The 15,681-nt window shown below is 38.3% G+C and carries 13 protein-coding genes and 1 pseudogene; 3 read left to right on the top strand and 11 right to left on the bottom strand.

Annotated features, from left to right (window positions below):
• The 3 genes and pseudogenes from V7127_RS09235 to V7127_RS09245 form a co-directional block, all read right to left on the bottom strand.
• Positions 1-547 (bottom strand): annotated as a pseudogene (locus tag V7127_RS09235) (hypothetical protein); the annotation flags it as partial.
• Positions 548-1,012: 465 nt separating this feature from the next.
• Positions 1,013-3,055 carry a HAMP domain-containing sensor histidine kinase gene (locus tag V7127_RS09240; protein ID WP_335485159.1) on the bottom strand — a complete coding sequence of 681 codons (2,043 nt, stop codon included), beginning with the start codon at positions 3,053-3,055 and terminating at the stop codon, positions 1,013-1,015.
• A 7-nt stretch (positions 3,056-3,062) separates the two neighbouring features.
• Positions 3,063-3,749 carry a response regulator transcription factor gene (locus V7127_RS09245; RefSeq protein WP_335354896.1) on the bottom strand — a complete coding sequence of 229 codons (687 nt, stop codon included), beginning with the start codon at positions 3,747-3,749 and terminating at the stop codon, positions 3,063-3,065.
• 386 nt (positions 3,750-4,135) lie between these two features.
• Between V7127_RS09245 and V7127_RS09250 the strand changes: the two genes are divergently transcribed.
• A complete protein-coding gene (locus V7127_RS09250; RefSeq protein WP_335485193.1) occupies positions 4,136-4,561 on the top strand; it encodes a DUF2269 family protein in 426 nt (141 codons plus the stop codon).
• A gap of 207 nt (positions 4,562-4,768) precedes the next feature.
• Here the strand turns inward: V7127_RS09250 and V7127_RS09255 are convergent, their stop codons facing one another.
• Positions 4,769-6,016 (bottom strand): pyridoxal-phosphate-dependent aminotransferase family protein, encoded by a 1,248-nt coding sequence (locus V7127_RS09255; RefSeq protein WP_335354894.1) that lies wholly within the window; start codon positions 6,014-6,016, stop codon positions 4,769-4,771.
• 185 nt (positions 6,017-6,201) lie between these two features.
• Between V7127_RS09255 and V7127_RS09260 the strand changes: the two genes are divergently transcribed.
• Positions 6,202-6,726, top strand: a complete 525-nt coding sequence (locus tag V7127_RS09260) for a DinB family protein (RefSeq protein WP_335346035.1) — start codon at positions 6,202-6,204, stop codon at positions 6,724-6,726.
• Between the two features lie 377 nt (positions 6,727-7,103).
• Positions 7,104-8,300 (top strand): M14 family zinc carboxypeptidase, encoded by a 1,197-nt coding sequence (locus tag V7127_RS09265; protein WP_335346036.1) that lies wholly within the window; start codon positions 7,104-7,106, stop codon positions 8,298-8,300.
• A 110-nt stretch (positions 8,301-8,410) separates the two neighbouring features.
• Here V7127_RS09265 and V7127_RS09270 read toward each other — a convergent pair whose 3' ends face one another.
• The 7 genes from V7127_RS09270 to V7127_RS09300 all read right to left on the bottom strand — a co-directional run.
• The gene (locus V7127_RS09270; protein WP_335485163.1) at positions 8,411-9,634 is read right to left on the bottom strand and encodes a CaiB/BaiF CoA transferase family protein; all 1,224 of its coding nucleotides are present in this window, start codon (positions 9,632-9,634) and stop codon (positions 8,411-8,413) included.
• Between the two features lie 320 nt (positions 9,635-9,954).
• The gene (locus tag V7127_RS09275) at positions 9,955-11,295 is read right to left on the bottom strand and encodes a sigma-54 interaction domain-containing protein (RefSeq protein ID WP_335485166.1); all 1,341 of its coding nucleotides are present in this window, start codon (positions 11,293-11,295) and stop codon (positions 9,955-9,957) included.
• 172 nt (positions 11,296-11,467) lie between these two features.
• On the bottom strand, positions 11,468-12,319 hold the full coding sequence (locus V7127_RS09280) for an ABC transporter permease (RefSeq protein ID WP_335485168.1): 852 nt from the start codon (positions 12,317-12,319) through the stop codon (positions 11,468-11,470).
• A complete protein-coding gene (locus V7127_RS09285; RefSeq protein WP_335485171.1) occupies positions 12,316-13,092 on the bottom strand; it encodes an ABC transporter ATP-binding protein in 777 nt (258 codons plus the stop codon). Before V7127_RS09285 ends, V7127_RS09280 begins: the two co-directional genes overlap by 4 nt.
• Before the next feature lie 17 nt (positions 13,093-13,109).
• Positions 13,110-14,126 carry an ABC transporter substrate-binding protein gene (locus tag V7127_RS09290; protein WP_335485196.1) on the bottom strand — a complete coding sequence of 339 codons (1,017 nt, stop codon included), beginning with the start codon at positions 14,124-14,126 and terminating at the stop codon, positions 13,110-13,112.
• A gap of 196 nt (positions 14,127-14,322) precedes the next feature.
• Positions 14,323-15,252, bottom strand: coding sequence for a hydroxymethylglutaryl-CoA lyase (locus tag V7127_RS09295; RefSeq protein WP_335346042.1), 930 nt, complete (start codon positions 15,250-15,252; stop codon positions 14,323-14,325).
• Between the two features lie 238 nt (positions 15,253-15,490).
• Positions 15,491-15,681 (bottom strand): hypothetical protein (locus tag V7127_RS09300; protein WP_335485174.1); only part of this gene is annotated, 191 nt, incomplete at its 5' end.

Here is a 15,681-nt window from a genome sequence, read left to right on the forward strand (position 1 = left end):
CTTCTGCTGCATCATCTGTTTTTTCTTCTGACTCTGCGTTTTCCGTGCCTTCTTCAGCTTGTGTTTCATCGGCAGGTTCTGCTACTTCGCCTTGGGCTTCTTCTGCTGTATCATCTGTTTTTTCTTCTGGATCTGCATTTTCCGTGCCTTCTTCAGCTTGTCCATCATCGGCAGGTTTAGCTACTTCGTCAGTAGCCTGTGCTCCTTCTTCGCCATCTTCTTCATCCGGTTTTGGTTCATCTTTATCATCATTTGTATCAAGATTAACGGTTTTAAACGATTTATCTCTCGCTAATTCACTGATCAATTTTCCTTTCTCAGGAGATCCTGGCAGACTAGTAGCTAATTTAGATACTTTCTGGCCGTGGTTTTTTACTTGATCCACAACTTCTGGATTAACTCCTTTATTATCAATCTCTGCGGCGGAAGATGGTGCTCCTGCAGCTAAGAATGCAGTAGCCACCATAGATGTGGACATCACAAAAGGAGCCACTTTTTTCGCTAATTTTCTACCTTCTTTTTTTGAATTCATCTGTTTTTTACTCATCTTTTCATCTCCCTATTATTATTTATCCTCTTACTTGCTGATAGATGTTTCTCTACAAATTTTATGTATTAGCAACACCTCCACTTTATAGCACAATAAGAAAAAATCAGATTCTAGCAGCTCTATGACTGCCTGACTCATACTATAAATTAGAGAGATTACCATGATATGTCACACGAATTAAGAAAAATAACGATTCGCTTACCATTTTGTAGAATATTGTAATAAATAAAATGTTTTTATTTCCCAATTTACCCTTTCAATTTAATTTTCGGATGGTGATTTTTAGATATACCGCCTGCGTTTCCATCTGTTCCTATTCTTTCCAAGTTACCTGCAAAACCCTAACAACTCCCTTTACAAATAAAACAGTAACGAAAAAATTATTTCTATATATTAAGAAAAGTTAACAAAAAAAGAATAGGACATCTCTTTGATATCCTATCCCCAATCTTTTTCCTAGATTCATTCATTGCTATTTTTATATTTAGGCATATAAATCATCGTCTTAAATAAATCTCCATCCACTTGAATCATAAATTTGCCTTTCTGTATTTCGGTCAGGCTTTCGGCAATGGATAGCCCTAATCCGCTGCCTTGGCTGGATCTGGATTCGTCTCCTCTTTTAAAACGCTCCATTAATTCGTCTGCAGAAATATTTAGCTCATAGGCTGAAATGTTCTTGAAGGTGAGAAGGATTTCATTGCCTACATCCTCTATATCAATATAGACTCTTGATCCCCTGAGAGCATATTTGAATATATTGGATAATACATTTTCAATGGATCTCCATAATAATTTTCCATCGGCTTGAATATAAACCTTTTCCTTAGGGTAATTGAACCTAAATTCTAACCCTAGCTCTTCAATTTTATCACTCACTTCCCCTAGGCCCTGATTGATTAACGATCCAATATCGATTCGCTCCAACTGAACCGGGATATTTCCGCTAGAAGCCTTTGCTGCTTCAAATAAATCATCAGTCAGTGTTTTTAACCTTTTCGATTTTTGATCCAATACTTCGACATATTCTGCTACCTTTGCTGGGTCCTTTTCCTTTTTCAATAGATCTACATAGGTAATAATAGAAGTTAATGGTGTTCTTATATCATGGGATACATTGGTGATTAGCTCTGTTTTCAGCCGCTCACTTTTTAATTCGCTATCTACAGCTTTTTTCAAACCATCCGTAATGCTGTTTATGTTAGCAGCAAGTTTACTAAACTCTCCCTTTCCGCCAACATCGATGCTGTGATGAATATCCCCATCTTTTATTCTTTCTACTCCTATCTTAATTGCATTAAATGCCTTGATTCTTCTTAAGGAGAACCAAGCTGCGAGGCCTAAAGTGATAGGAAACATGAAAAATGTTAAAGCAATCAATATAGGGTATCCAATGACGATGAGAACCGTCTTTACCGCAATATTTCCGTTATCATATACATCCCTTACAAACTTAAACAGCATCGAGAAGAGTTTATAAATTAACGTATGCTTGATGAACGTTCTATTTTTGATATGCCTAACTAGTGATAGAATTAGCATAAATCCTGCTGCAGAAATCGGAATCGTGATCGGAATGACTGCTTTGTCCATGTTTGTAAAACCCACAGATTCCATTGTGGCAACCCATATCACTGTAAGTCCTGAGAATAGGAAAAAGTTTATATCAACATATAATTTATCTACTACATGTAAGTGTACCTCTTGATCCTTAAATGACTTTCTCCCAGCCACATATACCAAATATAGAAATAAAAGAATAAATCCTGTTAAAAATCCTACTAATCTATAAAAGCTTTTTGTAGCACTTGCCTTATTTTCTTTCCATTCTTTTATTTTGTTATTTAAAAATTCGTCCGTAAAAGCGATATAAATAACCTGACCTTTCGGACCAAATTCCTCTTTATTTAACCAATAGAAGGATTCATTTTCTTCTATTTCTTTTGGGTAGATCTCGCTTGAATAATTCTCTAAAATTAAGTAAGTTGGATAAGTTTTAAACTGTCCCTTTTCCGTCTGCGAACTGTTCTTATATAGGTTTTCCCCATCACTGGCAAAATACAAAGGACCTTTAACCTCTTTTATATTTTGCAATAATAAATGAAATTCTATTAAATCATTCTTAATCAGCCTGTCCTTTGCCTGAGAGATTTTCTCTGCATATTCTTCTTTAAACTTTTCATAGTTTTCCGCTTCACTTAAATTTGGATTAAAACTTCTCGAATTCTCATGGTAGTCGAGGAATAAGTTTTCTTCTTCGTTTTTTAATTCATTCTCACTGATCGTTCCACCATTTAAAATATGTTCCTCACTCTTATATTCCCCGATCAGTCTAGTGAGATCGTAAATGAGAGGTTCACTGTCCCTTTCAAATGATTTACTGCGAAAGTAGTTGTCTTCAAAAACGAGTCCAAAATTATCATGGACATCTAAATCTACAGTTGCTTGGATGGCACCTGTAAAACATGTAATCATTAAGATAAAAACAATTATTTTTGTTGTCATTAAGTGGCTAAACTTTTTCAACCTTATATCCAACTCCCCACACCACCTTTAAATATTTGGGCTCTTTCGGATTGATTTCAATTTTCTCTCTAATTTTTCTAATATGAACGCTGACCGTATTTTCTGGACTGAAGGCTGTTTCATTCCATACTTTTTCATAAATTTCCTCAATGGAGAATACTCTCCCGGCGTTTGCTGTTAGAAGCTTTAGGATCTTATATTGCACCGGTGTCAAGTGGACTGCCTCTCCATCGACCGTTATCGTTTTGCTTTCATCATCAATCATGAGTCCGCCCGTTTTAAAGACATTTTTCTTTGTTTCCAGCCCGCCTAATGTTGTATACCTTCTAAGCTGTGATTTCACTCTTGCGATGAGCTCTAAAGGATTAAAAGGCTTCGTTATGTAGTCATCTGCTCCTATGTTTAATCCTAATATTTTGTCGTAATCCTCTGACTTAGCGGAAAGCATGATCAATGGAATTTTATTATTTTCTCTAATCTTCATGGTCGCCTTTATTCCATCCATCTTAGGCATCATAATATCCATGATAATCAGATGAATCTCCTGATGATCGATGATTTCGATCGCCTCGATACCGTTATGGGCTTTGAATATTTGATAGCCTTCATTTTCTAAGTAAATTCCAATCGCATCCACAATCGCATGATCATCATCACAAACCAATATGTTCATTGCATTCACTCCTGCCTATAAAATCGATGGCCTATCTCCCCTTTACTTTTTGTTCTAAAGGTAGGATAGCCAATAAATCTTAACAAACTCTTTATGTAAATCTTAAGATTTTCTTAGTATTAGATCCTATGAAAATAATATAGGTTCTGCGCTCCACAGAAAAGAGATTCCATTTACTAAGCTACTGCCTGAAGATTTGGTGTTTGGTCCGGATGGTGACCTCTACATTACCAGCTTCCGGGTGAAGCGATTTAGAGGCAAGGATTATTAAAAATATTCTTCTCCTTCGAAATTATAAGATTACGAATAATCATGTAATTGAATATAATAAAAAGCAGGAGAAAAGGAGGAGAGATGGATATGACATGGTATGAGCATTAGTATTAATTCATGTGATTGCCGCAGTGGTTGGACTGGGGCCAGCATTTATCTTTTCCATTATTTCAAGATTTCCTAAGACAAAAGAACAGTTACTGTGGACGAATGATTTATTAAGCAAACTTGAAAAGCCGGTGAAAATAGGGAGTATCACTTTATTCATTACGGGGCTCGTAATGGGTGTGCTGAACACTCATTTGTTTACAGCCGGCTGGTATATTGCCTCGATTATTTTGTACATTGTTGCTCAAATTTTAGTCATTGGGATAGCGGGGAAAAAGTCAAAAAAAGCAGCTGAGATTTTGGAGAGCTTTCAAGGCAATGACATTCCGGAAGAGGTCACAGAGTTAAATAAAAAATCAGATACGGCGTTATCACTAGCTAGCATAATTGCGATCGTTATGATTGTTTTAATGTCAGTAAAACCATTTTGATGAAAAAGACAGACCGATTGGTTTGTCTTTTTCATTTACAAATAAAGAAATTTTACTCACATACAATTAATTCGCGAGTAAAGGACACACTTTGGAGATTTCACCTTTTCTATGTCCTTAAGCACATGAAAAAGGCGCTTAGAATAGCACCTTTATTAGATATTAATAATTGGAATATATACTCCAGTTCCAATCATTAAATTTATATTAATTCGTTTCAACATTCTTCTTTTTGTATTCATCATATTCGTCCAATGCCGCCTGTAAGCTTTCACCTTTATTCACATGATGGCCTTTCCGAATAAGTGTTGCTTCTAATGCCGAAAGAACATGAAGAATATTTTTCTTTCGGGAGCTATATCCCATTGTTCCAATCCTCCAAATCCTGCCTTGAAGCGGTCCAAAGGAACTGGCAATTTCCACTTCAAAATCCTCTAGCATCATGGAACGTACCTCTTCTCCGTCAATTCCTTCAGGGATCTCAATAGCGGTCACAACAGGGAGCTTATGCTTTTCATCACCAAATAACTCCAAGCCCATCGCTTTAATTCCTGCCACTAATGCTCTTTCATTTAACTTATGGCGGGCAAAGCGGTTTTCAAGGCCTTCTTCAAGAATAATACGAAGCCCTTCTCTTAAAGCATATTGCATACTGGTCGCTTCCGTATGATGATTCAAGCGGACCGGACTCCAATAATCCTGGAGCTGTGCTAAATCAAAATAATTGCTTGTAATTCGATTAGTAGATGGCTCGCTTTGGAATTTCTTCAGGCCCAATTCAATGCTTTTTCTTTTATTGATCACTTCTTCAATTCGATTGTTATAAGTAATCGGAGCCAATCCAGCCGGAACGGATAAGCATTTTTGCGTACCGCCAATAACGGCATCAAGCATGAGGTCATCCACCTTGATGTCGACCCCTCCTAATGAGGCAACAGCATCGACAACCAACAAAACATCTGCATTACGGCAAGCTTCCCCAATTTCCTTTAGCGGTTGCATGCAGGCAGTTGATGTTTCCCCATGAACAATGGCCACTATTTTTGGAGAAACCTCATGAATCTTATTTATGACAACTTCCGGATCAAATACTTCTCCCCAAGGAACCTCCATTGTCGTCACCTCTGCTCCATAGCGCTGGCAGATTTCAGTTAAAAGATAGCCGAAACGGCCGTATATCGGAACTAAAACTTTATCTCCGGGTTCAATGATACTGCATAGGACTGCTTCGATCCCTGCTCTCGAAGTCCCATCAACCGGAAATGCCCAGTGATTATCTGTTTGAAATAATTCTCGGAGCATTTCCATCGTTTCATTCATGATATTCGTAAAGGCAGGATCAAATTGTCCTAAAATCGGGGTAGCCATCGCCCTTAATACTCTTGGATCAACCTCTACCGGCCCCGGTGTCATAATTGTTCTGAGGGGGACATTTAAATCTTTATATTTGGTCATAGATGTAATCTCCTATTATGAATAAATTTAAAAGTATATGAATAATTATAAAATAAATTTTAACAGGATAAAGTGCTCGAATCAACGGACAATTCAAAAAACTAAATAGTAAAACAGTTCCAATTATATTAGAGCCCTTACATACAAGGTATACATATTTTTAAAGAATGAAAGGAGAGCACTATATGAATTTTAATATGAAAGAAGCGATTGAAGTTCTAGAGCGCACTCCACAAACATTAGAGTTTTTTTTAGCTGGTTTATCTGAAGAATGGCTGAAATGTAATGAAGGCGAGGGAACCTGGAATGTCTCTGAAGTGATAGAACACCTCATTGAATGTGAAAAAAACAATTGGATTCCCAGGCTAGAAATCATTCTTCAGGAAGGTGAAAATAAACCCTTCCCCGCGTTTGACCGATATTCACATATAAATAAAAGGACTGAAGAATCGATTGAACAAAGGCTGCTTGAGTTTAAAATGGTTAGAGCACAAAATATAGACAACTTGAAGTCTCTAATTAAACCTGAATTACATCTTGAATTGACTGGTTCACACCCCGAATTTGGTGCAGTAAAACTAGGGGAATTACTTTCTACATGGGTTGTTCATGATTTAACACATATTTCTCAAATAATCCGGGTTATGGCCAAAAGATATCGGGAAGACGTTGGTCCTTGGAAGGAATATTTGAGTATATTAAAAAAGTAATAATAACGTTAGAAAATAGAATGATCCTAAATAAAACCTAGAGATCTTAATGACCTTCGTATAAAAAAATGCCAGATACCAACATGAGACTACTGCTCTGAATGGTATTCTGGCACCTAAAAAAATCAAAGAGTTCGTTCGATGGAGGCCGCTATCGCTTCCTCGGTCTTCAAAGCTCTGTATTCCAAAAGAATGACCTGCCAAAATAGTTCATAAGAAGTGATATTTTTAATTAATCTGAAAAATATGAATATTATTCCCCATCTCCTTTTTCAGTTTCTTAGTCTGATCTATTCATTTTCTAAGAACATAGAGGAATCAACAGAAAACTGTGGAATTACCTCCTTATCTTCACATAAAAAGAGGAGGGAATAAGAATGAAAAAGGTTTTGAAGGTGTTAAGTTCAACGGCTTTAGCAGCATCTTTATTTGCAGTACCGACAGTGGGATCAGCAGATCCAGGGCCAAGTCCGCAGCAGGGGGAAAATCTATCGATTGAAGGCTTCATCAGCTATGAAGAGCTCGGAAAGAAGCTAGAGCAGATTCAAAAATCGAGCCAAGGAAAAGTTAGTGTTGAAACAGCTGGGTATACAAACCAGGGACGTGGAATTTATAAGGTTTCGGTTGGTCATGGTGATAAGGTTGTGCTGATCCAAAGTGAAATTCATGGTAATGAGAAAACGGGAACGGTTGCACTCCTAAACATTCTACAAAATCTGGGATCCAGCAATTCGCAAGAAGCGAAGAAAATCTTAGATGAGCTTACCATTGTTGTCATTCCGATGATGAATGTGGATGGTTCTGAGCTGAGCCGCCGTGCGAATGATATGGATTGGTCAGAGGTCGTTGCTAAATTTCCTCAGCTTGCAAGTGTGAAGCCTGCGTGGAACTATTATTCTACTCCAGGAAGCTGGAATTATGATAAGAACCCTGGCTTTGACGTGAATCGTGATTTCAACCCGGACCTGAACTATGTTCCTAAGGCAGAGGATTTCCCAGGAGCATCTAATAAATACGGCTGGTTTATTACACCGGAAGCACAAACGGTAAGAGATGTATACAAAGACTTGAAGGCGGAGTTTGGAAATGTGGATGTATTCGTTGATCTCCACCACCAAGGATTCCCTTATGTAGAGGGGACGGATGATCGAGTAACAATGTCCATTTCAGGCAAGTTCGTTACGAATCCAAACAGTCCTGGCGGAGAAAAATATGCTGCTTACGCGGATAACTTCAATTATGACTTCTCACGCCAATTGAATTTAGCAGTCTATAATGCCTTACAAGCAAAAGGAAATTCGGTCTTTACCAATATTTCATTATATGATCAAAAAATTGACCTGCCTGGTACTGCTCTAGGTTCATTTGCTTTAAATGGAAGTGGAACAGTCCTATTTGAAGTAAGCGGCCAAACACAAAACTTCGGGCAAAAGAAGAAAGGCCAGCTCGTTAAAACGGTCGAAACCGGCCTTATGGGCATTATTAACGGCGTGGCAGATGGATCTGTCCATCAAATAAATCCAGAAGATTATGAAAACATTCCGATAAGTGTAAGAACTCCTGGCGGATTGTAAAAAATAATTGCTCATTTGCTACAATTTTAGAAAAAAAGATGAAAAAAGCTGTCCAGTAAGTCATGAAAAATGACTTTCCGGACAGCTTTAGCTTATTATTGCACAAAAAATTAAATGGTTTTTTCAACTGTGGCTGCTGTTTTAATGATCCCTTTTTCTACCCATGATTCAATTTGCTCCTCCGTATAACCCAAGTCACTAAGAATCTCTTCGGTATGTGCCCCGCAATTAGGACCCGCCCAATGAACTTCACCTGGGGTTTCACTTAGTTTCGGAACAATGCCCGGCATGACAATATCCCCTATTCGTTCATCAGGCACAGTAAGGAACATGTCTCGTTCTTGATAATGGGGATCGGCCAAGATATCCTCTATATTGTAAATAGGACCTGCTGGGATTGAACCAGCATTTAATTGATCCATCACATCTGACAAATTATATTGCTGTGTCCATAATGCAATTTCTTCATCTAAACGATCAGCTTCTTTCACACGTCCTTTATTGTCCTGAAGAAGTGGATCCTGCTCCAAATCAACGCGCCCCATCACTCTTGTCAAACGGTTAAATAACGAATCACTATTCGCACCAATGGCCACCCATTTACCGTCCTTTGTTGGATACACATTTGAAGGGGCTGTTGAGACATGTTGATTTCCTGTTCTTTCCCGTATTTTGTTCATATGAACATACTCAGGAACCATCCCTTCTAAGAAACTAAAAACAGATTCATAGAGTGCTACATCCACAACCTGACCTTTCTCCCCATTTTGCGCATCTCGATAATACAAGGAAAAAAGAGTTCCAATAACCGCATAAAGAGCCGCTACCGTATCACCAATCGGAAGACCTACCCTTACTGGCGGTCGGTCAGGGTAGCCTGTTACATAACGAATCCCTCCCATAGATTCTGCGATATTTCCAAATCCAGGCAAATCCCGATAAGGACCTGTTTGACCAAAACCTGATATACTCGTAATGATCAGTTTCGGATTAATAGCTTTCATATCTTCATGGGATAAACGCCATTTCGCAAGTGTTCCTGGTTTGAAGTTTTCAAGGACAACATCTGCTTCCGAAATTAACTCTCTAACAATATCTTGACCTTCTATCGAACGTAAATTAACGGAGATTGATCGTTTATTCCGCGTTTGTACCATACTCCAATAAGAGTCTTGACCTGGCGCATGGAGCCCCCATTGCCGGAGTTGGTCCCCTTCAAGAGATTCCACTTTAATAATTTCAGCCCCAAACTCTCCAAGAAGCCTTGAAGCGAAAGGCCCAGCTACAAATGCACCTAGTTCGATGACTCGGATTCCTTCCAATGGCTTTTTCAAAATAATTCCCTCCTACTTTATTAATAACAAAGCAGTTACACAACTTTTTCTACTTTGTTTTCATTTATTATTTTTAAAAGATGCAAATTCCGTGCCAATAAAAATACATACTTCAAATCCTGTAAATCATTAACTAGCAAGGGTTTTACTGTACGTTAATCTGTAATCGTTTCTCTTTGCAACTAAGAATCTACCTGTCCTTTGTTGCATGCAACATTAAGCAACTTTTTACGCAACAAAAAACTCCTACAAATAGTAGGAGAGTGAAATTTTTGTATACAGCTGATCCATTGACAAAGTCAGCTCATAAAATCCGAGAGTTATTTATTGGATTGAATCTTTTTCATTTTTCTCCATAGGGTTGAACGATGCATGCCTAATCGACTAGCAGCCTGTCCGATATTCCCTTTCTCCTCTTCCAGTATTCGAGTAATCCTATCCTCCTCATTCTCTTCTTCCTTCGCCATTAATGTCACATCGCTATCTGACTTATTGGTTTGTCTTTGTTCAGTAGAAATCCATACATCTGGACTGAAAATATCAAGCGGTTCACCTGCATCTAATAACACAAATGCCCTTTCCATAAGATTGCGGAGCTCTCGAACATTTCCGGGCCATGAATAGTTTTGCAGCTTATAAATTTCTTCATCAGTAAAACTGTAATGATTTGTTTTCTTCCACTCTCGTAAAAATGCTTCAATCAGATAAGGTATATCTTCTCCCCTTTTCCGTAAGGGCGGAATTCTTAAGACTAATACAGCTAGTCGAAAATAAAGATCCTCTCTAAACAATCCCTCGTGCATTTGTTGAACTAAATCACGGTTGGTTGCTGCAATAATTCTTACGTCTACCGGGATCACCTTATTGCCGCCTACACGCATGACTTCTCGTTCTTGTAAAACACGAAGCAATCTGGCTTGGAGAAGAATTGGCAATTCCCCTATTTCGTCTAAAAATATCGTTCCGCGGTGAGCAAGCTCAAAAAGTCCGGGCTTCCCACCTTTTCTGGCGCCTGTGAATGCCCCATCCTCATATCCAAATAATTCACTTTCCAGTAGAGTTTCAGGTAAAGCAGCACAATTCAAAGCGACAAATGGGCCTTGCTTCCGGCTGCTTGCCATATGAATTCCTTGAGCAAGCATCTCTTTACCTGTCCCCGATTCTCCTTGTAAAAGCAAAGTTGAATCAACTGCAGCATACTTTTTGGCAAGCTCAATAAGTCTTTTCATGACTTTTGATTTAGCAACAATGTTTTCAAGTGTCCATTTCGCTTTTAATCCTTGATTATTAACTTGACGGCGAATTTTTTCTTCGTATTGCTGTAATTCCGTAATATCTTGTACACTTGAAATCGCACCTATCAGATTGCCTTCATAGTAAATAGGGGATCGGTTGATGACCGCCGTTCTTTGTCCAACTTTACGCAGTTGATCATGCTGAACACTTTGCTCGGTCAGCACACGCGTGATCCCTGGCTGCTTTGGGTTAACGTCCGTTACCATTTTTCCAATAGCCTCATCAATTGGAACACCAAGGAAGTCAGCTGCAGCCTGATTGTAGATCATGATACGTCCTTCATTATCAATCCCGCATATACCCGCATGGGTCAACTCAACTATTTTCCGATAAAATTGAATTTGTTTTTCTAGTTTTTCATCCATTATAACCTCCTGAAATTTGATTATTAATACTTAAATAATTTGATTTATTTGAATTTTATAATATAAGACAAGTATAGAATACTTCGCAGTAAACAGACAAGAGTCCGTCCTTTATTGAACAGAAAAAAGCCGTCACACTAAAATGGTGACAGCCTTAAAAATTATGATTTTTTTACCTTGAATTTGTTTTTTTCCAGCGAAGCAATCGCGACTCTAGGAGCATGAGTACTCCATTTAAGCTTATCGAAACAATCATTAGGATGACAAGAGCCGCAAATGTGCCTGCTGTATCAAAATTTCCAGCAGAATATTGAATTAAAAATCCAATCCCTTTATTGGATGCCGTGATTTCTCCAACGACCGCACCAATTAATGCATATGGGACAGATAACTTTAAACCAACGAAAACCCAAGTAAGAGCAGAAGGAATGATCACCTTTGTTACAATCTGCTTTTCAGAAGCTCCCATTAAGCGAATATTATCCAATAGGTCTTCATCTACATCCTTGACACCGGCAAATGTATTAAAAAATACAAGAAAGAAAACAATCATTGCTGCGAAGAGAATTTTCATTTCTATTCCGATCCCAAACCACAATATAAATAAGGGTGCTAGGGCTACCTTTGGCAAACTATAAATGGCGGTAATAAAAGGATCCATGACTTGCGCTGCAAAAGACCACCGTCCCAAAACAAATCCTACGACACAGCCTGCTAAAGCCCCTATGAAAAATCCAATAAATGTTTCTTGCAGCGTGATCCCAAGATGGAAGAATAAATCACCTGAAGTTGCCCACTTGTGTAAAGTATTCACAATATCACTTGGGGAGCTGATCCAGAATTTATCAATTAGGCGCCCTGCAGCTGACTCCCAAAGAATTAAGAAACATAGGAGAAAAGCTACTCGAATGCCCTGTATCTTTAGCTTTTTACTAAAAATGGAGGATGTACGAATGGGCTCCTCGGCGTTAAATAAAACTTGCACGTTCTCCTTACTAGTTGTTGCATTTGTTTGAGAGGTCATACTGCATTTACCTCCTCCACAAACTCTTCTCTTAAGGATTGCCATAGATTCGCATGCACTTTCCTAAATTCGTCAGTCATACGCAGGTTAAATACATCGCGCTTCTTCGGGAGATTCACTTCCTCCACTTTTTTTATTGTCCCTGGACGCTTGCTGAATATAGCAACACGCTCTCCTAACAAAACAGCTTCATCTAAATCATGAGTAACAAATATGATGGTTTTACCTGTTTCCTGCCAAATGTTGAGCAGCTTATCTTGGAGAATTAATCGAAGCTGGGCATCTAATGCGCCAAAAGGTTCATCTAGTAAAAGGGTTTCCGGATTATAGACGAGCATTTTAGCCAAACTAACACGCCGTCTCATTCCACCCGATAATTCCTGCGGATAATGGTTTTCAAATCCTTGCAATCCGACCATCTCAATGAATGATGCGCTTTCCCTTTCACGATCCTTTTTGCCAATTCCCCTGATTTCAAGCCCAATTTCAACATTCCCTCTAACTGTTCGCCATGGTAAAAGATTATCCTTCTGCGTCATATAGCCCACACTTGTATTAATCCCATTTACAAGTTGTTTTTTATACTTTACTTCACCAAAGCTTGGTTTCATTAATCCTGCACACATATTAAGAACTGTTGATTTTCCACATCCACTGGGACCAATAACAGTTAAGAACTCCCCTTGATTGATTTCAAGATTAATATCCTTTGCAGCAAGAACGCGTTTTCCATCCCGTTCAAAGTACTTCGAAACATTCGTAAACTCTATCATTTTGTACCTCCTTGAACTTATTTCGCTTTTTCTGCAAACTCATTGTCTACCACTTTATCAAAAGGAAGATCAATTCCACCGAACTTAATATTTTTATTAAAACTATCTGTTGTTATGACAGGTGATTTAGCAAAGGCAGGATAATTGTTCTCAAATGCAATATCAAACACTTCGGGGTCGATCCCTTGTATATGCTTTTTCAATATTTCTTTTGTTGCTTCTTTTTCTGTTTCAATAAATTTACCGGCTTTCGCCATCGCATTGGCTACTTTTTGGTAGACCTCTTTATTCTTTTTCAGATCATCTTCTTTTGCCACAAGGGTTAAATAAGCCATTCCAGCGTATTCTTCAACCTCTCCCTTACTGAAATTGAAAAGAATCATCCCATTGAGAGTGGTTGCCATATCAGTTGTCGGGGAAGCATAGACAAACGCATCAATTTCATTTTTTTGGAAAGCTGCAAGCTGAGCATCCCCTTGTCCGAGAGGTATTAATTCAGAATCCCGATCCGGATTGATTCCCTCTGACTCTAATAGCATTCGGATAATATGATCAGAACCGCTTCCTGGTGAGCTAATTCCAATTTTCAGTCCTTTTAACGCCTTAATTTTATCTGCCATCGATGAAGTTTCACTAATGCCATTTTCAGTGGCAATATCATTATTCATCACAATATTTGTTCCCACCTGATTAAACAACGCCCCGAATACTTTCACATTTTGACCGCTATCAATCGCTTTCATGATATCGACTAGGGCAACAGTTCCGATATGTGCCCCACCACCAATAACAGCCGACAGCGCCTTTGACCCTCCGCTCACTGAAACCTCCTCAACTTCTAGGCCCTCTTCATCAAAGAAGCCTTGTTCCTTAGCAACATAAATGGGTGTAAGCATAAATCCAGTATTCCCCTCAGCAATAATCACTTTTTCCTTTGCTTTTTCCCCTGAGGATGTTTTCGTCTCCCCACTACTACACGCTGTTGCAAGTATGACAGACACTAATAAAACTAATGAAAAAAGGAATCTCTTCATCAAACCTAATCCCTCCAATTTTTAGATCCTAGTTTTAGATAAACTTACATGTCTAGACGCCAAGAATGCTATTATAATAGTTAAATGAGTTTAAATATTCTGTATTTTATTTTCAGAACCTTCTTTAAAAGACATCGAAAAACAATATAGTGATTTTTAACTATCAACAAAAGGATTTACCGACACTTGCACTTATTTATCTTGCAGGCTGCCATTCTTTTGAATGAAGATCCGAGCTTTTCCCCGCCTTCATGATCTGGCCTGGAAGAGTTTTTCCTAGCTTTCCTTCCAGCTCCTTAGCTATAGTAATTAATTGATCAATGTTCATTTCTGTTTCATATCCCATCAAATCAAGCATATGCACAATATCTTCTGTACAAATATTTCCCGAAGCTCCTGGGGCAAACGGGCAACCACCGATGCCAGCAAGAGAACTATCAAAACGCGTGACTCCCGCCTCTAAGCCTGCCATTACATTAGCCGCTCCCATTCCTCTTGTATCATGAAGATGCAGTTGAAGGGTTACATCAGGGAATTGTTCAAGGACCTTTTGACAAGTTTCTCTTACTTGCAAAGGGTGAGCCATTCCTGTTGTATCCGCTAACATAATTGAATTTATTCCCCAATCTGTTAACCGTTCAATGAGAGGGAGCACTCGCTCCGGCTTATAGAACCCTTCGAATGGGCAGCCGAAACTAGTAGCAATCCCTACATTAATAGGTATCCTCTCTTCTTCTGCTCTCCTAATTAAAAACCGGATATTTTCCAAGCTTTCAGATACAGACCGGCGACTATTCTTACGATTGTGTGTTTCACTAACCGAAAAAGTAAAATTGATCTCATCAGTGCCTGCAGCAATCGCTCTATCTACCCCTTTCTCATTTAGCGCCAGTGTACAAAATACAACATCACTAGGCCGATCAGACAATCCTTGCATAACATCTTCCGCATCACTCATCTGAGGCACATATTTAGGATGAACAAATGAAGTTACTTCAAATCGCTTTACACCAGCCTCCATTAATCGCCTAATCAGTGAAATTTTATATTCCGTTTCAATAAATCCAGGTTCAATTTGAAAACCATCCCTCGTCACCACTTCTGTCATCGTAATTTGCTTTCTCATAAATTTGCACCTTCCTTCTAAAATAAAATTGAACCCAATCCTAAACATGTACATTGCAATATCCGTGCCAATTCAAAACAGTGCCAAATTAGCCCCTTTTTTCACCTTAGCATGACTCTTTTTTTCAAATAAAATATACGATTGCGTTGCAAATACACATTCAAAATGTCTTGTGCAACCAAATTGCAACATATGAAAGACATGTAAAACTCCTGAGTCGTTCTTTTTGTGTAGTCATCTAATTTCCGAAAACATTGGTTAATTGATAACTAACAATAGTAATTGAAAAAATAAATTCCGATGCAAAATCAAAGTAAATCCCTTCATTACAAGATAAGACTGGACCCCTCATTCCAACGACTTCCGTATGTATCGCAACGTATTTAAAAAAAGTTAAGTATAATTGTTGACAAAAAGTAAATTCTATAT

It is taken from the genome of Bacillus sp. JJ1773 (genome assembly GCF_036962035.1).
Lineage (GTDB): Bacteria > Bacillota > Bacilli > Bacillales > Cytobacillaceae > Cytobacillus.